Below are 19,210 nucleotides of genomic sequence, written 5' to 3'. Positions count from 1 at the left end.
GGACCGCCCTCCGGCTCCCGTACCGGCCGCCGTCGGGCCCGCGCGCGACTGACCTCGGCCTCCACCTGGCTGTTTCCCATCCCGACACGTTTGAAGAAAGGACTGCACATGGCAATCGAGTTCAATCACACGGTTGTCTCGGCGCGGGACAAGGATCGATCGGCCGCCTTCCTCGCCGGGGTGCTCGGTCTGCCGGAGCCTTCGGCGTTCGGTCCCTTCGCGGTGGTCGAGACGTCCAACGGCGTCAGCCTGGACTTCATCGCCGCGGACGGGCCGGTGGTCTCGCAGCACTACGCGTTCCTGATCTCGGAGGACGAGTTCGACGCCGTCTGGGACCGGCTGCGCGCCCGTGGCATCACGTACTTCGCCGATCCGGGTCACCAGAAGGCGGACACGATCAACACGAACGGCGGCGGACGCGGAATGTACTTCGCCGACCCCGACGGACACAACCTGGAAGTGATCACTCGCCCTTACGGCAGCGGCCCGGCGTGACCGGTTCACCACGCGCCAGTCGCGCCGGCGGCCCGTGAGGTCCTTGCCGCGAAACCCCTCACGATCAGCCACAGTGCCAGGACCACGCTTTGCAGGGCCGACGGCACGTTCATGGCCAGGTAGAGCGGCGTGACGACCTCGGTCAGCCCGACCAGCACCAGGAAGCTCGCCAACCCGGCCGATCCGGCCCCGAGCAGCCCCCACGCGGACAACCACCGAGGAACGAGCCTCGACCGATAGAGAACACCGAACAACAGAAGATCCCCGAGGCTCAGCGAGACGATCAACGCGACATGATTCACCAGGTCGCGCGCCGTCCGCAGCAACTCGCCCAGACCCTCGATGTGGGACGCGCCCGAGACACCGACTCGGGCGAACTCCTGCCCCAGCACCAGAAACAAAGGCAGGAGAATAACGCCGACAAAATGGAACGCCACCGCGATCAGCCTGAATCCCACGAACCCCAGGCCGAGCGCTTCGTTCTCCCTCCTCAATACCGGATAAAGGCACAGCGCGAACCCGGCACAGGCGGGGATCATGACGAACTGAAAAATCGCACCGCTGACCAACTGGCTCTCATTCGCAGAAACGAGAGCCAGGTAGTCCGGTTCTTCGAGCACGGGAACAACACTCAACACCCCGGCGACCATCCCCACGATGACCAGCACCCCGGCAATTGCGGCTACCCGCCTATCCGCGGCCATGACACCTTTCCCCGCACAGGCCGACGCGAGCCGACCACACCCTCCCCCTTACAGCCGTAAGGACAACCTCGAAGCTACCCCTTACACCCGTAAGGCCGCAAGGGCTCCGCCGGAGCACGAGGCCGGCACACCCGTCACGCCCGACGCCCCCGCCCGGACAACACGTGATCGAGACGGGTCGACGACGACCTTGCCCCCGGATCCGCGATCACCCACCCCCGACCCCCAGCAGCCCCCGAACCGTCGGACAGCGGGAAATCGGCCGGTTGACCGGATCGTTTACCGGATGCCCCGAATCCGGGTCCGACCATGGGACGTATTAGGCTGCTCTGTACCCCTTCTCGCCTCCGCGCTATGACGGCCCACTTCCCACTCCGGGGGACAAATGGCGATAGAGACGATCTTCTCCACCAATAACCTACCGGCGCCGCAGCGATATGACGGCTGGTGCGAACTGACCGCCAAAACCCACGTCCCCACCCTTTTCACCAGCGAATACGCCTCCGACTTCCGGGCGCGGCTGGGAATGGCGGACCTGGGTTCCGTGCAGATCACCGCGCTGACCCATCCCCCGCTCACCACCCACAGGCCCTCCCGCCTGATCCGGCGGTCCGATCCGGAGATGTACGTGCTGGGGATGATCCGGCGAGGGAACGCGCGCTTCTCCCAAGCCGACCGGAACTTCGTCGCGGCCGAAGGGGACCTGCTGCTGTACGACACCTCGCAGCCGTTCGTCGGAGAAACCCACGCCCAGGACAGCACCTGCTCCGAGGTCACCGTCCATGTGCCCAAGGCGCTGCTCCCCCTACCACCGGACCCGGCGGCCAACGGGATCATGCCCGCACTCCTGCCCGGCACAGCGGGCATCGGGGGCCTGCTCAAGGGGGTCCTCCAACACCTGATCACCGACACGAGCCCTTTACGCCCCGCCGACACCGTCCGGATCGGCGGCGTCGTGGTGGACCTCCTGACCTCGCTCGTCGCCCACGAACTCGAAGCCGACACCCACCTGCCGCCGGAGACCCGCGAGGCCACCCTGGGCATGCAGATCCACGCCTTCATCGAGCGGCACCTGAGCGACCCCCTGCTGTCCCCGTCCACGATCGCCGAGGCCCACCACGTCTCGATCCGGTACGCCCAGCGCATCTTCCAACGGCAGGGCCGCACGATCAGCGGCTGGATCAGAGAACGACGCCTGGACCACTGCCGCCGCGACCTCGCCGATCCCGCCCACGCGTCACAACCCGTCCACGCCATCGCCGCCCGCTGGGGACTACCCCACCCGCAACACTTCAGCCGCGCCTTCAAAAGGGCCTACGGCATAGCGCCCCAGGACTACCGTCACATGACCTTGCACGGATGATCCAGCACAGCCCTACCGGCAACGGATGCTAGACCACCGACTCTCTGAGCGGGTCGATGACATTGACTCCCGCACTTTCCAGTCGATCCTCGAGAGGGTCTACGCCGAAACGACGAGCAAACGCTGCTTCGCTTTCCGAAATGGCGACAAGCCACAAAAAGGTTATCTCGCCGAGCGCAGTCGCACAGGTTGCCGTTCGAGTATCCAGGGAATGCGGCCACGATACCAGCAGATGCCGATGCTCCGAACCTTCCGACCACGGACGACCGAGATCCACGATCGACCCCGGAGAGAGGCGATGCTGAGGGAAAGCGTGATAATGGGCGACCACGGCAAGGGTTTCCACATGCCGCATGGAATCCGTCGGAGCTTTTATGAAGAATTCCCATCCGGGCTCGGCAGAGGACGCGAACGCCCCCACGGAAAAATACATGTAGCCATGACCTGGACCGAGTGGATGAACCCTCCTGATCTGGAAGTCAGGTAGCCGTTCCTTGATGGGGCCGACCTCCCACAACAGGTCGTCCTGCACTCGATCCGGCCAACTCGCCCCGATGTGCGAGAGTATCTCCCGGCACACTTCCTGGTTGTGCGCTGCACAGTCCAAATGCGTCTACCATTCGCTTGGAGATCTTCGTCATCTCGACACCCTGCCGCCTTTTACCGGTGGCACAGGCAGAGCCGTTGAAACCACTTGCGCCTCCTCGGCCGACTCGAAGATGTCGACGATCTCCCTTTCCGCACTTGACCTGTCGAAGACCGTCGCGAAGCGGCCGATCTTCGAGTCAGTACCGGAACGCGATGCGACACCCTCAGTACCCGCCGCGCAGTCGCCTGAGTTGATAGTCGACGGCCGACACGGCGTCCTCCACCGTGTAGTGGCCGATCAGGACGGGGTTCACCATTCCCTGGGCGAAGGCGAACAACATGACCGCCTCCTGGTCGGCGTCGAGGTCGCCCTCCACCTGCCCGGCCGCCTGGGCGGCTCTGATCTGGCCGGCGTAGAAGCCCACGACGTACGGCAGACCCTCCCGCAGCAGGGCGGCCAGGTCGCCGGCCACGACCGAGCGGGCGAGGAAGGCCAGTCCCACGCGGGCCTCGAAGCGGCGTTCGTCGTCCAGGGGCAGCAGTTCCAGGAGGGCCACGCGCAGGAGGCCCAGCGGGGTGCCGTCATGCGTGACGGCGGCCACCCGGAGACTGATCCGGGTGTTGAGGTGCCCCAGGGCCAGCAGGAGCATCTCGTCCTTGCTGGCGAAATAGTGCTGCACCGCTCCCATCGACATGCCGGCCTCGGCCGCGACCTCACGCAGGCTGACGCTGTCCATGCCCTTGGCGTCGATGACGCGGTGTACGGCCTCGGCGATGTGCCGCCGGCGTGCCTCGTGGTCGACGATCTTCGGCATCCGCTCCAACTTTTATCATGCGGTCGCATTGCCATAAGGCGTCCGCCGTTAATACCATGCGACTGCATGATAAACGGAGGTGGGGCTCATGCGCGTACTGATCGTCGGAGTGGGCACGCGGGGCGATGTCGCGCCGTACACCGGGCTGGGGGTGCGGCTGCGTGCGGCCGGTCACGAGGTGGCGATCGCCTGCCACCACCCGCACGCCGCGCTGGTGACCGGCGCGGGCCTGGAGCACCGCGCCATTCCCGGCGACCCGCTTCCCCTGATTCCCGCAGGCAAGGGCGGGGCGCGGGTTCCGCCGGCCGCCAAACTGGCCATGTTCGCCGAGTACAGCAGGCAGGTCGCCGACGGCATCGTCCGGGCCGCGGAGCAGGGGGCGGACGTCCTGCTTCTCAACGTGGCCGGTTCGGCCGGATACCACGTCGCCGAGGCCATGAACGTGCCGAGCGTCGGGGTGCACCTGCAGCCGGTGGAGCCCACCGGAGAGTTTCCGCCCGTCTTGAGCGCTCTCAACCGGTCGCTCGGACGGTGGGGGAACCGTACCGCGGCCCGGCTGGCGTTCGCGGTGCCCTCGCCCGCGCACGTCGGATCGGCCAAGGACTTGCGGGCCAGGCTCGGGCTGCCGCCGATGCGCTCGCGGGCCGTCTACCGGCGGCGGGAGGCCACCCGATGGCCGGTGCTGCACGGGTTCAGCCCGTCGGTGCTGCCCCGGCCCGCGGACTGGCGGGAAGGGCTGGAGGTGACGGGCTACTGGTGGCCCGTCCGCCCGCCAGGGTGGCGGCCGGACGCGCGCCTGCGCGACTTCCTGGCGTCGGGCCCGCCCCCGGTGTACGTCGGCTTCGGCAGCCAGGCAGGCCCGCGAGCCGAGCACTACACCGACCTCGCACTGCGCGCCCTGCGGCTGGCCGGACTGCGCGGCGTGCTGCAGACCGGCGTGCCAGGAACGCTGGACGACGACGTGCTCGGTGTCGGGGACGTGCCGCACGACTGGCTCTTCCCACGCATGGCCGCCGTCGCCCACCACTGCGGCGGCGGCACCACCGGGGCCGGGGTGCGGGCGGGTGTACCGGCCGTCGGGCTGCCCGCGCTGGCCGACCAGCCGCTGTGGGCGTCCCGGCTGGTCGCGCTCGGTGTGGCCCCGTCGTCGATCCCGTTCGGCCGCCTGTCTCCCGAACGGCTCGCGGCCTCGCTCCGTACCGCCGCGACCGAGCCCTCCTACCGGCGCCGGGCCGCGGCACTCTCGGAACGGCTCCAAGCCGAGGACGGCGCCGGCGCCGTGGTGGAGGTGCTGGGCAAGCTCACAGAGTCCTGAGCATCACTCGCGCGGGCGTCGAGCATCGCCGCACATCGCCCTGCCGGGCCTCGATTTGCGGGATTTCGTAAGGCGCCTTACGATATTTACATGATCAACTCGGAGCGGTTGTCGTACGACGAACTTGTGGCGCTCCTCGGCACCCCCTTCTCCGTCGAAGACGCCCGCGCCACCTGGAGCTCACTCATCGAGGAGGCCAGGAACGGCAACACGGTCCTGATCACCCGGGAGCGCTGGCAGTGGGCCGGGCTGGTGCCACTGTCGAAGGTGGGCGGGGTTTGGAGCGGCCTGCCCCTCATACCGGTGTCGACGGCGCGGTCCAAGCTCGGCGACCTCGTCCGTCAGGTCACCGACCCGTACGGGGAGCCCGTCCTGCTGGGCCGCCACCGCACCCCGGTCGCCGGCCTGATCGCGGCCCACGCCCTGCTGGACCCGGCCCCATCAGACCTTCCGGCCGCCGACGCGCTGCTGGTCGGCGGGCACACCGTCACGCTCTCCTTCGATCCGGTGGAAGGGCTGGCCCTGGCCGTCGCCCGCGACCAGGACGGCGGCGAGGTCTCCGCCGGGGCGGGGCGCAACGCCCGCGAAGCGCTCCGCGCCCTCTCCGAGCCGCTGCCGTGGTCCCGGCAGGACCGGCTCTCCACCGGCACGTCCGCGCCGGAGTAGTCGGCGGCACCCGCTGCGGGCGCCGCACTCATGCGGATGGCCGGGCCGTGGAGCCGGACAGGAGGTGTTCGAGCAGTTTCTCGCTGATGTCGCCGAGCTGGCTGACCTGTTCGGGCGACAGGACGTCGATCAGGTGGGCGCGGACGCTCTCGACGTGGCGCGGGGCCGCGGCCCGCAGGGCGGCCAACCCCTCGTCGGTGAGTACGGCGAGCCAGCCGCGCCGGTCGGAGGCCAGCGGTTCGCGTCGCACCCATCCGGCCTGCTCCAGCTTGCCGATCGCGTGGGTGATGCGGCTGGGCTTGGAGTGGGTCCAGTGCGCCAGCTCACTCATGCGCATCGTACGGCCGGGAGCCTCCGACAGCAGGACGAGCAGTTCGTAGTAGGTGGGCGGCATGCCAGCGGCCTCCTGGAGGTCGCGTTCCAGCCGGTCGAGCAGCAGCCGGGTGGCCAGCCCGAACGCCCGCCAACTGCGTTGTTCCTCGTCGTCGAGCCAGGGCGTCTCCGTCACCGGCAAAAGCTATCACGCTGAATAGTTGCGTACTGAAACATCTGGGGCTATCGTCTCGACTTGTTGTTCAGCACTGAAATATATACCGCTGAAGTAGCGAGAAGGCCGAGAGGACCTGACACCGTGACTGCACTCGTGAACATCGCCGTCGTCTACTACTCCGCCACCGGCACGATCGCCGGCATCGCCCGCGAGATGGCCGAGGCCGCCGAGAAGGCCGGAGCCGACGTACGGCTGCGCAAGGTGCCCGAACTCGCCCCGCCGGAGGCGATCGACGCCAATCCCGCGTGGGCGGCGAACGTGACCGCGACGGCCGACGTGACCACGGCCACCGCCGACGACCTGATCTGGGCCGACGGCGTCCTGCTCGGCTCGCCGACCCGCTTCGGGAACGTGGCGGCCCAGCTCAAGCAGTTCCTCGACACGCTGGGACCGGCCTGGCAGCGGGGCCTGCTCGCCGACAAGGTCTACAGCGGCTTCACCGCCGCCGGGACCGGCCACGGCGGGCACGAGGCCACCCTGCTGGCCCTGGCCCACACCTTCCACCATTTCGGCGGCGTCCTCGTGCCGCCCGGCTACACCGACCCCGCCAAGTTCGCCGACGGCAACCCGTACGGCACCTCGCACTTCGACCAGGGCGGCACCGCGCCCGTCGACGACATCACCCGGGCCGCGGCCCGCGTCCAGGCCCGGCGCGTCGTGAAGTTCGCCCGCGCGATCAGGCGTACGGACGGGGCGGGCTCGGCCGCCGGTTGAACGCGCACGCGAGCGGTCATCGGCCCGCGCCCGCGCCGGTCGCCGTCGTCGCCTGCCGGTCGCCGCCCGGCCACCTGCCGATGACCGCGGCGGCCAGGCACGCGACGGCGCCGAGCGCCAGCGCGTAGCGCGGACTGGTCACGTCGGAAAGGGCGCCGATGATCGGCGATCCGATGGGGGTGCTGCCGACGAGCGCCATCGACCAGAGCGCGGTGATCCGGCCGCGGTACTCGGGATCGGATTCGAGCTGGACCGTGGAGTTGCCCGTGGTGAGGAACGTGATGCTGGCCGCGCCGACCAGGACGCAGGCCGCCACCGCGAGCGGCAGCGTGGGAGCCACCGCCACGAGACCGACCGCGATCGCGTAGCAGAAGGCGACGTTCGTGAGCCGCCGCACGCCCGTCCTGGCCGACCAGGCCGCGATGAGGCCCCCTGCCACGGCCCCCGCGCCCAGGCCGCCGATCAGCCAACTGTAGGCCGTCTCCGGGCCGTGGAACGTCTCGCGGGCCAGCAGCGGCAGGCTGACCTCGAACTCGAAGGTGAAGGTGCCGACCACCGCCATCATCAGCAGCGGGCGGCTGATCGCGGGCACGCCGGCGGCGTAGCGCAGCCCCGCGCGCAGTTGGCCGCGGGCGCGCGACACCGTCGGGGTGGGGTGCAGGCTGCCGGTGTCGAGGAGGAGCAGGGATGCGATGACGCAGCAGAAGCTCACCGCGTTCACCACGAAGCACCAGCCGATGCCGACCGTGCCGACCAGGGCCGCCGCGATCGTGGGGCCGATGACGCGGGCGACGTTGACGGAGGTGCTGTTCAGCGTGACCGCGTTGCGGATCAGGGAGCGTCCGACCACCTCATGGACGAACGCCTGCCGCGCCGGGTTGTCCACGGCGCTCAGGACGCCGAACGCCACCGCCAGGACCACCACCTGCCAGATCCTGATCTCCCCCGTCAGCACGCTCACGCCGAGGACGGCGGAGATGAGGCCCAGCCCCGCCTGGGTGACGAGCAGCAGGCGGCGTTTGTCGCAGCGGTCGATGAGCAGCCCCGCGTACGGCGACAGCAGCAGGATCGGCGCGTACCTGGCGGAGGTGATCAGCCCGAGGACGGTGCCGGAGTCGGTCAGGCGCAGGATGAGCAGCGCCTGGGCGACCGTCTCCACCCAGGTGCCGATGAGGCTGAGCGACTGTCCGGAGACGTAGCGGCGGAAGTTCGGCACCCTGAGGGCGGCCAGCATGGCCTGCCGGTGGCTCCGGGGCGCTGCCGGGCCCGGCGTCGGCGGCTCGGCGGCGTTGCCGGGCATGACGGCCTCCTTCGCGAGCCGGGCGGCGGAGCTCGGCGGGCGATCTCGCGCGCCTCACCCGGCCGCGGCGGCGCTGGCCAAGGGCGTTCCAGGGCGGCTGGTCAGCGCCGCCGATCACGCGTGCGTGGCCGTGCCCGTGCGGGCGATCGGGTCAATGGTCGTCCCAGTGCCCCTCGTGCGCGGCGTGGCGGTGCCCGTCGTGGACGTAGTCGACGTGATCGTCGTGCGGGACGGCCACGTGCCCGCAGTCCGGCCCGTGCTGGTGGTCGTGCCCGCCGTGCGCGACGTGCTTGCCGGGGTCGCACTCGTCCACGTGACCGTCATGGAGGCGATGCAGGCAGCCGTCGTGGACGTAGTCGACATGGTCACCGTGCGGGATCGCCACGTGCCCGCAGCCGGGCCGATGGGTGTGGGGGTGATTGTCGTGGATGCGGTGCTCGGCGGTCACGGACATGTCGAGGCTCCTGATGGTTCGCGGTCGGACTCCTTGAGGTGGCTTGCCCAACGGCATCCGATCGATCGCCGTCTTGGCTGGTCGCTGCCTCGAGATTGGCGGAGCTTTGACGCGGCTCCCCGCCCCGGGTCTGCCGCCCCGGACCGGCCGCGCAGGACGACCGGGCAGGACGACCGGGCAGGACGGCCGGGTCCGGCGACGGCCCGGCCGTCGTCACCTGCCGTGCCGCCGCGCCCGGCGTGTCCGCGCACGGCAGGTGAGACCGAGGGCTCGGCTCAGCCGACGGTGATCAGGCCCCGCTGGTAGGCGCGTACGAGGCGGCGCGGCACGAGCAGCTCGCGCCCGTTCACGGTGATCGGGACGAGGTCGGGCACGGCGGCCTTCCACTGGCTGCGGCGGTGGCGGGTGTTGCTGCGGGAGGTCCTCCGCTTGGGGACGGCCATGGCTACCAGCTCGCCTTCGTGACGCCGGGCAACTCGCCCCGGTGGGCCATCTCGCGGAAGCGCACCCGGGAGAGCCCGAACTTGGTCAGGTGACCGCGGGGGCGGCCGTCCACGGAGTCGCGGTTGCGTACGCGGGTGGCGCTGGCGTCGCGCGGCTGGCGGGCCAGCTCGCGTGCGGCGTCGGCCCGCTGCTCCGGGGAGCCGGTGCGGATGATCGCCTTCAGCTCGGCGCGTCGTTCGGCGTGGCGGGCGACGACGGCCTTGCGCCGCTCGTTGGCGGCGATCTTGCTCTTCTTGGCCATCAGGCCCTCTCCTCGTTCCCAGCCATCAGACCTGCTCCTCGTGCTCGGCCATCAGACCTTCTCTCCTCGGGCGCGGATGCGCGCGACCGCCCGCTCGACGCCGATCTTGTCGACGGTCCTGATCGCGCGGGCGCTGAGCGTCAGGCGGACGTGGCGGCCCTCGCCGGGCAGCCAGTAGCGGCGTTGCTGGATGTTGGGGTCCCAGCGGCGGCGGGTGCGCCGGTGGGAGTGGGACACGTTGTTGCCGAAGACCGGTTTGACGCCGGTGAGCTGGCAGTGGGCGGACATCAGTTCCTTCCGGTGAACGCGACCGGGTGGCGGGCTGGATGGAGGGCCGGGTGGCGGGCTCGTCTCACCGTTCCTCCCGGAACAGGACGTGCCCGCGGACGGTCGGGTCGTACTTGCGCAGGGTGAGCCTGTCGGGGGTGTTCCTGCGGTTCTTCCTGGTCACGTAGGTGTATCCGGTGCCCGCCGTGGACCGGAGCTTGATCACGGGGCGCACCTCGTTTCTGGCCACAACAGTTCCTTTCCACGTGCGATCGTGTGCCATGATAACGAAAACGGTTTTCATCTTAACCCCTGGAGGCTACGTGCCCACCCCGGTCGTCCTCGTCGCGGGCCTGCACGCCACGGCCCGCACCGCCACCGTCGATCGGCTGCTCGCCGGGCATCCCGGCGCGGTCGCCGTCCACCACGACCTGAGGGAGGTCGTTCGCGGCCGCGTCCGGCGCGGCGTCCGCGACCGCACAGGGGTGCTCGACACGGCCGAGGTACGGCTCGCGCACGGCTGCGTCACCTGCACCGTGCGCGAAGACCTGCTCCCCCAGCTCGTCACGCTCGCACCCCGCGCCTCGCTGCTGGTCGTGGAGCTGTGGGACTCGGTGGAGCCCAGGTCCGTGGCCGAGGCCCTCGACTGCGAGGAGGCCGGGGAGACCCTGTGGCTCACCGCCGTGCTGACCGCGCTCGACGCCGCGGCCATGCCCGTCGACCTCACTCGCGGCGAACGCCTCGGCGAGGTCGGCAGGTCCGCGGCCGCCGGTGATCAGCGCTACCTGGCCGAGGTGCTGGTCCGCCAGCTCGAATACGCGACCGCCCTGGTGCTGCACGGCGGCGACGAGGACGACCGGGACCTGTCACGCCGCGTGCTCGCCCACCTCGCCCCCTTCACCCCGGTCCACCCGGTGCAGGCTCTGCCTCCGGTCACCAGCACCCGGCTCTGCGCCGCCGACCTGGCCGAACGCGTCGACCCGGCCACCGCCCAGTTGCCCGGCGACGCCCGTACCGACGAGATCGTCACCGCCGTCTGGCACAGCCGCCGTCCCCTGCATCCCGCCCGCCTCTTCGAGGCCGTGGACGAGCTGGTCACCGAGTCGGTACGCTCGCGCGGCCGCTTCTGGCTGGCCACCCGGCCCGACCACCTGCTCGCCTGGGACGCCGTCGCCGGCATCGTCTCGGTCGAGGACGCCGGCCCCTGGCTGGCCGCGCTCCCCGAGGCCGCCTGGGAGCTGGTCTCCCCCGCCCGCCGCCTGGCCGCCGCCCTCGACTGGGGCGACGAGCACGGCGACCGCGTCCAGCGCCTGACCTTCACCGGCCCCGACCTGGACGCCGACCGCCTCCGCGCCCTGCTCGACTCCTGCCTGCTCACCCCCGGCGAGGAGGCCGCGGGCCCGGACGCCTGGCTGGGCTACGACGACCCGTTCGCCCCCATCCTCACCGTCAAGGAGAACGCGTGAAGACCCGCCGCACCCCGCGCAGAAGGCCCAACCCGCTCCTGGCGGAGTTCGGCACGCCGTACGACGTCCTTCGCCGCGAGTCTTAGCGGGCCCTTGGTCAGCGGTAGACCGGGAAAGGGCGAAAGGGTTCATAAGGTGGCGATCAGTGGGCCGCGGAGGTGTCCGCGGCGCGGCCTCGGATGAGCTGACGGGGGTTCGGGTGGCTGAGAACGCTGGGCGGCGGGGATGAAGGCCGTCGTCTTCGCCGATACGCGTTCTGTCGAGGTGCGGGACGTCCCCGACGCGGTGATCGAGGAGCCCGACGACGTCGTCGTCCGGATCACTTCGAGCGCGATCTGCGGCACGGACCTGCACATGTACGACGGCCGTACGGGCGCCACGCCCGGCCTGGTGCTGGGACACGAGCCGTTGGGCGTCGTCCAGCAGGTGGGCCCGTCGGTCGAGACGGTCAGGACCGGGGACCGGGTGGTGATCCCGACGCACGTGTACTGCGGGGTGTGCGTCAACTGCGCGCGGGGGTTGTCGGCGGCGTGCCTGCGGGTGCGTCCCGGGAGCTTCGGCGCGGCGTACGGCTATGCCGGGATGGGGCCCTACCGCGGCGCCCAGGCCGAGCTGCTGCGGGTTCCGTTCGCCGACGCCAACTGCGTCAAGGTGCCCGGGGAGCCGGGCGACGAGCTCGAGGACGACCTGGTGTTGCTGGCCGACGCGTTCGTGACCGGCTGGCACGCGACCGAGCTGGCGCAGGTGAGCGCCGGGGCGACGGTGGCGGTGTTCGGCGCCGGGGCCATCGGCCTGCTCGCGGCCTACAGCGCGCTGCTGAAGGGGGCGGCCGAGGTCTACGTCGTCGACCGGGTGACCGAACGGCTGGACAAGGCGGGCGAGATCGGCGCCGTACCCGTCGACCTGCGCCGGGGGGACCCGGTGGAGCAGATCCGCGAGCTGCGCCGGGCCGTCGGGCCTGAGCCGGGCGAGGAGGCGATGCGCGGCGTCCAGGTGGGCATCGACGCGGTGGGGTTCCAGGCCCGCGACCGCCTGGAGCCCGACGTGGAGAACCCGACGCAGGTCATCGGCGACCTCGCCCGGCTGATCAACCCGGCCGGGCATCTGGGCATCGCCGGCGTCTTCGCCGAGAAGGACCTGCACCCCGCTCCCCAGGGGCATGCCGACGGTCGCCTGACGGTGCCGTGGGCGACGCTGTTCTCCAAGGGGGTCTCGGTGCGGTTCGGCCGCACCCACGACCGCCGCTACACCGTGCTGCTGCGTGACCTGGTGCTGTCGGGACGGGCCAGGCCCAGCGTGGTGGTCACCCATCACGGCCGGCTGGAGGACGCGCCGGAACTGTTCGCGGCGTTCGACCGGCGCGCCGACGGGGTCGTCAAGGCCGTCCTGCGGCCATGACGGCAGGCCAGGAGGGGGACGCGTGATGGGGCGGGAGCCGGTCCCGCAGGAGGTGCTCAGCCCGCTGACCAGGGCGGCGCTCTTCCTCGTGACGACGATCGACCAGGGCGGCGAGTCCCGCGTACGGGACCTGCTGCCCGACCTGTCGGGCCTGCAGCGGGCCGTCGGGTTCCGGTCACCGGGAGGCCGGTTGAGCTGCGTCACCGGGATCGGCTCGCACGCCTGGGACCGGCTGTTCGCCGGGCCGCGCCCGGCCGAGCTGCACCCGTTCCGCGAGCTGGCGGGCCCCGTCCACCGCGCCGTGGCCACCCCGGGCGACCTGCTGTTCCACATCCGGGCCCAGCGGCCGGACCTGTGCTTCGCGCTGGGTGCGGAGATCATGGACCGGGTGCGCGACGTGGTCACCGTCCGCGACGAGGTGTCCGGGTTCAAGTATTTCGACGTCCGGGACCTGCTGGGATTCGTGGACGGGACCGAGAACCCGGTCGGCACGGTCGCCGCGGACAACGTCCTGATCGGTGCGGAGGACCCGGCGTTCGCCGGTGGGAGCTACGTGATCGTACAGAAGTACCTGCACGACCTGGACGCGTGGAACGCCCAGCCGACCGAGGCGCAGGAGATGGTGATCGGCCGCGGGAAGCTGTCGGACGTCGAGCTGGACGACGCCGTCAAACCGGCGGACTCCCACGTCGCGTTGACCACGATCGTCGACCCCGACGGCACCGAACGCAAGATCCTGCGGGACAACATGCCGTTCGGCTCGGTGGCGCGGGGCGAGTTCGGCACCTACTTCATCGGCTACGCCCGCACCCCGTCCGTCACCGAACGCATGCTGGAACACATGTTCCTGGGCGATCCCCCAGCCCGGCACGACCGCATCCTGGACTTCTCCACCCCTGTGACCGGCACCCTGTTCTTCGTCCCGACCAGCGACTTCCTCGACGACCCGCCCGATCCGCCCGCCTCCTCGGCCGCCCCCGCGACCAGGACGGGGGACGACGCCCGCACCGTGACGGGCGGGCCGTCCCCGACGTCCTTGGGGATCGGCGATCTCAAAGGACGCACCGAAGCAAGCCTCAGAGAAAGCAGCGCGTGATGAACAACCTGCATCGCGAACTGGCGCCGATCTCCGCGGCCGCGTGGACCGACCTGGAGAACGAGGCGCGGCGCACCTTCCGCCGCCACGTGGCCGGCCGCCGCATCGTCGACGTCGCCGGCCCGCAGGGCGAGGAGCTGTCGGGGGTCGGCACCGGGCGACTGGACGCACTCGAAGCACCGGCGGAGGGCGTCATCGCCCAGAGCCGCCGCGGCCAGCCGATCATCGAGCTGCGCGTGCCCTTCACCGTGGACCGCGAGGAGGTCGACAGCGTCGAACGCGGCGCCAAGGACGCCGACTGGCAGCCGGTCAAGGAGGCCGCCCGGCGGCTCGCGTTCGCCGAGGACCGCGCGATCTTCGACGGGTACGCCCAGGCGGGCATCACCGGCATCCGCGCGGGCCCGTCGAACCCGGCGATCGCCCTGCCCGCGCAGGTGCGCGACTATCCCGGCGCCGTCGACCGGGCGGTGAGCGCGTTGCGGCTGGCCGGGGTCGACGGGCCGTACACGCTGGCGCTCGGCGCCGACGCCTACACCGCCGTCAGCGGCACCTCCGACCAGGGCTATCCGGTCCTCGACCAGATCACCCGGCTCGTGGACGGCGACATCATCTGGGCGCCCGCCCTCGACGGCGCCGTCCTGCTGTCCACCCGCGGCGGCGACTTCGAGCTGTACCTCGGGCAGGACGTCTCGATCGGCTACCTCGATCACGACGCCACGAGCGTCCGGCTCTACTTCCAGGAGACCCTGACCTTCCTCCTCTACACCAGTGAGGCCGCGGTGACGCTGCCCGCGCCGCCCACCCCGGCGGCCGGCCCCGGCGGCACGGCCTGACGACCCGGCGGCTCAGGTCGGCGGCCCAGCCGCTCAAGGAGTCGAGGTCAGGGGCCGTGCGGGGTCACCAGGCCGGATTCGTAGGCGAGGACCACGAGCTGAGCGCGGTCGCGGGCGTGGAGCTTGGTCATGGCCCGGTTGATGTGGGTCTTCGCGGTCAGCGGGCTGATCAGCATGCGGTCGGCGATCTCGTCGTTGGACAGCCCTCGCGCGACCAGGGCCACGGCCTCGCGTTCGCGGTTGGTCAGCTCTTTCAGGCGGTGGCCGGTGCCGGGGTCGGGCGGGCGGGTGACGTACCTGTCGATGAGCAGGCGGGTGATCGACGGGGCGAGCAGCGCGTCGCCCCGCGCGGCGACCCGTACGGCGTGCAGGAAGTCCTCTGGCACGATGTCCTTCACGAGGAACCCGGCCGCGCCGGCGCGCAGCGCGTTGAAGACGTACTCGTCCAGGCCGTAGTTGGTCAGGATGACGACGTGCACCCCGGCCAGCGCCGGGTCGGCGGCGATGCGCTGGGTCGCCTCGATGCCGTCGGCGACCGGCATCTGGATGTCGACGAGGGCGATGTCGGGCAGGTGCCGCCTGGCCAGCGCCACGCACTCCACCCCGTCGCCGGCCTCGGCCACCACCTCGATGTCGTCCTCGAGGTCGAGCAGCGCGCGGAACCCGCTGCGGATGAGCGGCTGGTCGTCGGCCAGCAGCACCCGGATCACGACGCCCGGTCCACGGGGAGCTCGGCCTGGACGGTGAAGCCTCCTTCGGTGCGCGGCTCGGCCCGCAGGCGGCCGCCGAGGGCGGTGACCCGTTCGCGCATGCCGAGCAGCCCGACGCCGTACACGGGGGCCTTGCCCGGCGTGGCCCTGCCGTCGTCGTCGACGCGGATCGTGAGGGCGTCAGGACGGCAGTCGATCCGGACCGACGCCGTCGCGGCGGCGGCGTGCCGGGCGACGTTGGTGAGCGACTCCTGGACGATCCGGTAGACGGTACGGCTCACCGCCACCGGCAGGTCCGGTCGTTGGCCGTCGATCGTCAGCGTCGCGTCCAGGCCGATGGTGCGCGCCTTCTCGACCAGCTCGGGGACGTGGTCGAGGCCGCGGGGCGGGGTCGTGTCGTCGTCGCGCAGCGCCTGGAGGGTGGCACGCAGCTCCCTGGTCGCCTCACGTCCGGCCTCCTGGATCGCCAGCAGGGACTCCGGCACCTGTTCGCCGCGCCTGCGTGCCACGTGGACGGCGACCTCGGCCTGCACCTTGATGATCGAGATCTGGTGGGTGAGCGAGTCGTGCAGCTCCCGCGCGATGTGCAGCCGTTCCTCGTCGGCGCGGCGCCGCGCGGTCTCCTCCCGGGTGCGCTCGGCCTCCTCCGCGCGCCGCTCGGCCTGCCGCAGCGCCTCGCCCGCGGCTGCCGCCGCGACCAGCCAGGCCAGCTCCAGAACGCCCCTGGCCTGCGCGAACACCTCACCCGTGGCATGACCAGAGGCCAGCGCGGCGAGGGGAAGGGCGGCCAGCATGACCAGGCTCGCCGCCGCGGTGACCGCACGGTGTCCGGCCCGTACGGCGGCGTACACCGCGAACAGGTACGCCACGGCGGGCACGTCGAACCCGGCCGCGTGGTAACCCACCGCGCACAACCCGCTGACGACCAGCACGGGAACCGGGGCCCTGCGCCGCGCGGCCAGCGCCAGACCGCCCGCCACCAGCAGGGCGTGGCCGAGCAGGTCGGGGTAGGTGGCGGGGTGCCGCCCGGACAGCCCGGTGACCAGCAGCGCCGCCGCCACGCAGACGGCGATCGCCCAGTCGAAGAGACCGGCCTGGACACCGGACCGCCCTGTGCTCACACGGGCACCTTAACCGGAGGTTCGCGCGGGCGACTCCTGCGTTCGGACGATCGCCGGACTACCGCGGCGGCGGTACTTCCGCTGCCGCCACGGCATTGGCCGCCAGCGGACCCGGCGCCCACCCGAGCACCGCGGCCACGGGGAGCAGGCAGGGGTCGGCGGAACGGTCTGCACCGGCCGCCCGACCGGCTCGGGTGGCGGCAACGGCAGAGTTAGGAAACTTTCCTAAATTTATTGACTCGCAGTTCGACGCCTGCCTTGGATGTGGGTCAGACACCCAAGGCCTGGTCCCCTCCGGAAGGAGCCCCGTCGTGCGACTTGTCGCGTACCCAGCGGCTGGTCGAGCAGGGCCGTCCGGCGGGGACCACCCACTTCCTGGGCTGGGAGACCCTCACCCACGCCGACCACCCGGCGTAACACCACGCACCCGGCCGTCGCGGGCCCGCCCCGGGTCCGCCAGGGCCGGGTGCTCCGGGCCGATAACATCGCGATTGTGGCGGATTGGGAGTTTCGAGCGGCTTCGGCGGCGGACGTCGAGGCGGTCGCCGAGTTGCGGGCCGTGGTCATGAAGCCGGACCTCACGCGGCTCGGACGATACGACGAGCAGCGCGTACGGCAGCGGCTGCGCGACGGGTTCACCCCGTCCCACACCTGGATCATCGAGGTGGACCGCGCCTTCGCCGGTTGCGTGGCGCTGCGGCCCACCCAGGACGCCTACTGGCTGGAGCACTTCTACCTCGCACCCGGCCTGCACGGCAGGGGCATCGGCTCCGCCGTGCTGGCCACGCTGCTGGAACGGTGCGACCAGGAGGCGGCCATGGTCCGGCTGAACGTGTTGCGGGGCAGTTCGGCCCACCGGCTGTACGAACGGCACGGGTTCACGGTCGAGACCGAGGACGAGGTGGACGTCTTCATGGTGCGCGCCCCCGTCGCCGCCCGGCGTTAGGTCAGCCCCCGAGGGCCGGTACGGTCCCCGGGGCGGCGGGCCGGGGACCGTCACTCACGAGAGGTCGCGGCAGACCGTGCCCGCCGGGGCGCGGGGGACCTACCCGTACGACTTGGCGACGCCGTCGAGCAGGTTTTCGAGGGTGTCGTAGGACGGGATGTCGACCACGTCGATGAGGTCGGTCGCGACCTTCACGTCGTTGTCGGCGGCGACCTTGGTGAACTCGCCGGTGTCGTTCGAGCGGAACCCGTGCTCGGCCGCGAGCCGCTGCAGTTGCGGATCGGTGCTGAGCAACTGCCCGATGCGGTCGCCAGACGCGTTCAGCGGCACCAGCGTGTGCTTGGACAGCACGGTCGGCGACGGATACATCAGCACCATCCCCGGCTTGATCTGCCCCTTCGCGGCGGCTTCGACGAACTGCGCCTCGTAGATCCAGACCATCGGCGACGGGCCCATGCCCACCGTGAGGTACTCGTTGAACGGGCCCTCCGAGGTGTTGTCCGTGTAGCCCTGGCCGGTGAAGAGCGGGGTCACCAGGGGCAGCACGCTCTTCTCCTGGGCGGTGCCGTGCACGACCTTGCCGCCGTTCGCGACGTAGCTGATGATCGCCAGGTACATGGCCGCCGAGTTCGACGTGCGGGGGTCGGTCGTGGAGATCAGGATGTTCTTGTCGACGGGGTAGGCGCTGTTGCCGGAGAGCTGGTCCCACTTCGTGCCCTCGGTGACCATCTCCAGATGGCGGCTGACGTTGAGGGTCGGGAGCGGGCTCTGCTTCACGACGTTCGCCTTGGTGAGCAGGTCCGCGATCGGCTGGAACGTCGCGATCGCCATGGGCGAGGAGAACGGCGTGTACTTCGCGCTGACCTTGCGCTTGCGCTGGATGTACTCGCCCGCCGGAGCACTCGACGGGAACGCGAAGTCGTAGGCGTCGAGGTCCACCGAGGTGGCGATCTGCCGTGAGCCGGCCGATTCCACCTCCACCTTCACGCCCTTGTCGGCGAGGGCCTGCACCACCTTCGGGTCCTCGAAGAACGCCATCTTCTCCGAGCCGACCACGCCGCGTACGACCGCGAGCGGGGGCGCGGCCGGGGGCGGCGTGGGCGGGGGCTCCTCCGTCCCGAGGTTCACCACGACCACGGCGGCGACGACGGCGACCACCACAGCCGCCCCGATCGGCAGCAGCACCTTGCGGCGAGGCACCCGCGCCGCCGCCGCGGCCAGCCCCGCGGCGGGCTGAGCCACCGGTTGGGCGGCCGGCGGGGTGGCCGGTTGCGGGGGTGCCGGGGTGGCCGGTTGCGCCGCCGGCTGGGCAGCGGGTTGGGTCGCCGGTTGTGCCGTCGCCTGGTCGGACGGTTGCGCCGCCTCTTGCGCGACCGGCTGAGCGGCCGGAGCGGCCTCGGACCGGGCCTCGGCGGGCTGGCCTGACGGCACGTCCGCAGGCGCCTCGGCGGACGCCGCGGCTTCGGCCGGTGCAGCGGCCTCGGCGAGCACAGGGCTCACCACGGGCGCGGGGCTCACCGCCGGTACCGAGGTTCGGTCCTGCGCGGGGACCTCGGCCGGTGCGGGACTCACGGCTGGCGCGGGGGCCTCGGCCGGTGCGGGGCTCACTGCTGGCGCGTCGGCCTGGGCCTGGGTGGGCGCAGCGGCCTGGGTGGAGGCGCTCG

Annotated in this window: 23 protein-coding genes; 10 read left to right on the top strand and 13 right to left on the bottom strand. The window is 71.2% G+C overall.

Translation table 11 applies throughout. The features are described from left to right. Nucleotides 1-495: VOC family protein (locus ABD844_RS04090; protein WP_344873081.1), on the top strand; the 495-nt coding region annotated here is incomplete at its 5' end. A gap of 5 nt (nucleotides 496-500) precedes the next feature. On the opposite strand, the gene ABD844_RS04085 is transcribed toward ABD844_RS04090, so the two are convergent. Continuing rightward, nucleotides 501-1,163: a DUF4386 domain-containing protein gene (locus tag ABD844_RS04085; RefSeq protein WP_344873079.1), complete on the bottom strand. Its 663-nt coding sequence runs from the start codon at nucleotides 1,161-1,163 to the stop codon at nucleotides 501-503. Nucleotides 1,164-1,584: 421 nt separating this feature from the next. On the opposite strand from ABD844_RS04085, the gene ABD844_RS04080 reads away from it, so the two are divergent. Then, nucleotides 1,585-2,562 carry an AraC-like ligand-binding domain-containing protein gene (locus tag ABD844_RS04080; RefSeq protein ID WP_344873077.1) on the top strand — a complete coding sequence of 326 codons (978 nt, stop codon included), beginning with the start codon at nucleotides 1,585-1,587 and terminating at the stop codon, nucleotides 2,560-2,562. 28 nt (nucleotides 2,563-2,590) lie between these two features. Here ABD844_RS04080 and ABD844_RS04075 read toward each other — a convergent pair whose 3' ends face one another. After that, the gene (locus ABD844_RS04075; protein ID WP_344873075.1) at nucleotides 2,591-3,094 is read right to left on the bottom strand and encodes a suppressor of fused domain protein; all 504 of its coding nucleotides are present in this window, start codon (nucleotides 3,092-3,094) and stop codon (nucleotides 2,591-2,593) included. Nucleotides 3,095-3,374: 280 nt separating this feature from the next. Further along, on the bottom strand, nucleotides 3,375-3,965 hold the full coding sequence (locus ABD844_RS04070) for a TetR/AcrR family transcriptional regulator (protein ID WP_344873073.1): 591 nt from the start codon (nucleotides 3,963-3,965) through the stop codon (nucleotides 3,375-3,377). A gap of 88 nt (nucleotides 3,966-4,053) precedes the next feature. On the opposite strand from ABD844_RS04070, the gene ABD844_RS04065 reads away from it, so the two are divergent. After that, on the top strand, nucleotides 4,054-5,280 hold the full coding sequence (locus tag ABD844_RS04065; RefSeq protein ID WP_344873071.1) for a glycosyltransferase: 1,227 nt from the start codon (nucleotides 4,054-4,056) through the stop codon (nucleotides 5,278-5,280). 90 nt (nucleotides 5,281-5,370) lie between these two features. Next, nucleotides 5,371-5,946, top strand: a complete 576-nt coding sequence (locus tag ABD844_RS04060) for a type II toxin-antitoxin system Phd/YefM family antitoxin (protein ID WP_344873069.1) — start codon at nucleotides 5,371-5,373, stop codon at nucleotides 5,944-5,946. 28 nt (nucleotides 5,947-5,974) lie between these two features. Here the strand turns inward: ABD844_RS04060 and ABD844_RS04055 are convergent, their stop codons facing one another. Then, nucleotides 5,975-6,454 carry a MarR family winged helix-turn-helix transcriptional regulator gene (locus tag ABD844_RS04055; protein WP_344873068.1) on the bottom strand — a complete coding sequence of 160 codons (480 nt, stop codon included), beginning with the start codon at nucleotides 6,452-6,454 and terminating at the stop codon, nucleotides 5,975-5,977. Between the two features lie 123 nt (nucleotides 6,455-6,577). On the opposite strand from ABD844_RS04055, the gene wrbA reads away from it, so the two are divergent. Then, nucleotides 6,578-7,210, top strand: a complete 633-nt coding sequence (gene wrbA, locus ABD844_RS04050; protein ID WP_344873066.1) for an NAD(P)H:quinone oxidoreductase — start codon at nucleotides 6,578-6,580, stop codon at nucleotides 7,208-7,210. A gap of 16 nt (nucleotides 7,211-7,226) precedes the next feature. On the opposite strand, the gene ABD844_RS04045 is transcribed toward wrbA, so the two are convergent. The 6 genes from ABD844_RS04045 to rpmG all read right to left on the bottom strand — a co-directional run bounded on the left by ABD844_RS04045 (nucleotide 7,227) and on the right by rpmG (nucleotide 10,226). Next, nucleotides 7,227-8,510 carry an MFS transporter gene (locus ABD844_RS04045; RefSeq protein ID WP_344873064.1) on the bottom strand — a complete coding sequence of 428 codons (1,284 nt, stop codon included), beginning with the start codon at nucleotides 8,508-8,510 and terminating at the stop codon, nucleotides 7,227-7,229. 151 nt (nucleotides 8,511-8,661) lie between these two features. Further along, a complete protein-coding gene (locus ABD844_RS04040) occupies nucleotides 8,662-8,964 on the bottom strand; it encodes a hypothetical protein (protein ID WP_344873062.1) in 303 nt (100 codons plus the stop codon). A 275-nt stretch (nucleotides 8,965-9,239) separates the two neighbouring features. Further along, nucleotides 9,240-9,407, bottom strand: coding sequence for a 50S ribosomal protein L32 (gene rpmF, locus ABD844_RS04035; protein ID WP_344873060.1), 168 nt, complete (start codon nucleotides 9,405-9,407; stop codon nucleotides 9,240-9,242). A 2-nt stretch (nucleotides 9,408-9,409) separates the two neighbouring features. Beyond that, on the bottom strand, nucleotides 9,410-9,709 hold the full coding sequence (rpsN, locus tag ABD844_RS04030) for a 30S ribosomal protein S14 (RefSeq protein WP_344873058.1): 300 nt from the start codon (nucleotides 9,707-9,709) through the stop codon (nucleotides 9,410-9,412). A gap of 51 nt (nucleotides 9,710-9,760) precedes the next feature. Continuing rightward, a complete protein-coding gene (rpmB, locus tag ABD844_RS04025; RefSeq protein ID WP_344873056.1) occupies nucleotides 9,761-9,997 on the bottom strand; it encodes a 50S ribosomal protein L28 in 237 nt (78 codons plus the stop codon). Between the two features lie 64 nt (nucleotides 9,998-10,061). Further along, nucleotides 10,062-10,226, bottom strand: coding sequence for a 50S ribosomal protein L33 (gene rpmG, locus ABD844_RS04020; RefSeq protein ID WP_344873054.1), 165 nt, complete (start codon nucleotides 10,224-10,226; stop codon nucleotides 10,062-10,064). 73 nt (nucleotides 10,227-10,299) lie between these two features. Between rpmG and ABD844_RS04015 the strand changes: the two genes are divergently transcribed. The 4 genes from ABD844_RS04015 (at nucleotide 10,300) to ABD844_RS04000 (ending at nucleotide 14,769) form a co-directional block, all read left to right on the top strand. Next, the gene (locus tag ABD844_RS04015) at nucleotides 10,300-11,442 is read left to right on the top strand and encodes a CobW family GTP-binding protein (protein WP_344873052.1); all 1,143 of its coding nucleotides are present in this window, start codon (nucleotides 10,300-10,302) and stop codon (nucleotides 11,440-11,442) included. A 225-nt stretch (nucleotides 11,443-11,667) separates the two neighbouring features. Further along, nucleotides 11,668-12,840 carry a glutathione-independent formaldehyde dehydrogenase gene (locus ABD844_RS04010; RefSeq protein ID WP_344873050.1) on the top strand — a complete coding sequence of 391 codons (1,173 nt, stop codon included), beginning with the start codon at nucleotides 11,668-11,670 and terminating at the stop codon, nucleotides 12,838-12,840. A 25-nt stretch (nucleotides 12,841-12,865) separates the two neighbouring features. Then, on the top strand, nucleotides 12,866-13,936 hold the full coding sequence (locus ABD844_RS04005) for a Dyp-type peroxidase (RefSeq protein WP_344873139.1): 1,071 nt from the start codon (nucleotides 12,866-12,868) through the stop codon (nucleotides 13,934-13,936). Next, the gene (locus ABD844_RS04000) at nucleotides 13,936-14,769 is read left to right on the top strand and encodes a family 1 encapsulin nanocompartment shell protein (RefSeq protein WP_344873049.1); all 834 of its coding nucleotides are present in this window, start codon (nucleotides 13,936-13,938) and stop codon (nucleotides 14,767-14,769) included. The genes ABD844_RS04005 and ABD844_RS04000 overlap by 1 nt, the downstream gene beginning before the upstream one ends. 47 nt (nucleotides 14,770-14,816) lie before the next feature. On the opposite strand, the gene ABD844_RS03995 is transcribed toward ABD844_RS04000, so the two are convergent. Both ABD844_RS03995 and ABD844_RS03990 read right to left on the bottom strand, forming a co-directional pair. Further along, complete coding sequence (locus ABD844_RS03995) at nucleotides 14,817-15,479, bottom strand: response regulator (RefSeq protein WP_344873047.1); 663 nt, start codon at nucleotides 15,477-15,479, stop codon at nucleotides 14,817-14,819. Beyond that, nucleotides 15,476-16,600 (bottom strand): sensor histidine kinase, encoded by a 1,125-nt coding sequence (locus ABD844_RS03990; protein ID WP_344873045.1) that lies wholly within the window; start codon nucleotides 16,598-16,600, stop codon nucleotides 15,476-15,478. Before ABD844_RS03990 ends, ABD844_RS03995 begins: the two co-directional genes overlap by 4 nt. 493 nt (nucleotides 16,601-17,093) lie before the next feature. Between ABD844_RS03990 and ABD844_RS03985 the strand changes: the two genes are divergently transcribed. Then, nucleotides 17,094-17,546 carry a GNAT family N-acetyltransferase gene (locus ABD844_RS03985; RefSeq protein WP_344873044.1) on the top strand — a complete coding sequence of 151 codons (453 nt, stop codon included), beginning with the start codon at nucleotides 17,094-17,096 and terminating at the stop codon, nucleotides 17,544-17,546. A gap of 99 nt (nucleotides 17,547-17,645) precedes the next feature. Here the strand turns inward: ABD844_RS03985 and ABD844_RS03980 are convergent. Beyond that, nucleotides 17,646-19,210 (bottom strand): hypothetical protein (locus ABD844_RS03980; RefSeq protein ID WP_344873042.1); only part of this gene is annotated, 1,565 nt, incomplete at its 5' end.

Source organism: Nonomuraea antimicrobica (assembly GCF_039536965.1).
Lineage (GTDB): Bacteria > Actinomycetota > Actinomycetes > Streptosporangiales > Streptosporangiaceae > Nonomuraea > Nonomuraea antimicrobica.
The sequence above is the reverse complement of the archived record's forward strand: the minus strand, read 5'-3'. Positions and strand labels throughout refer to the sequence as shown.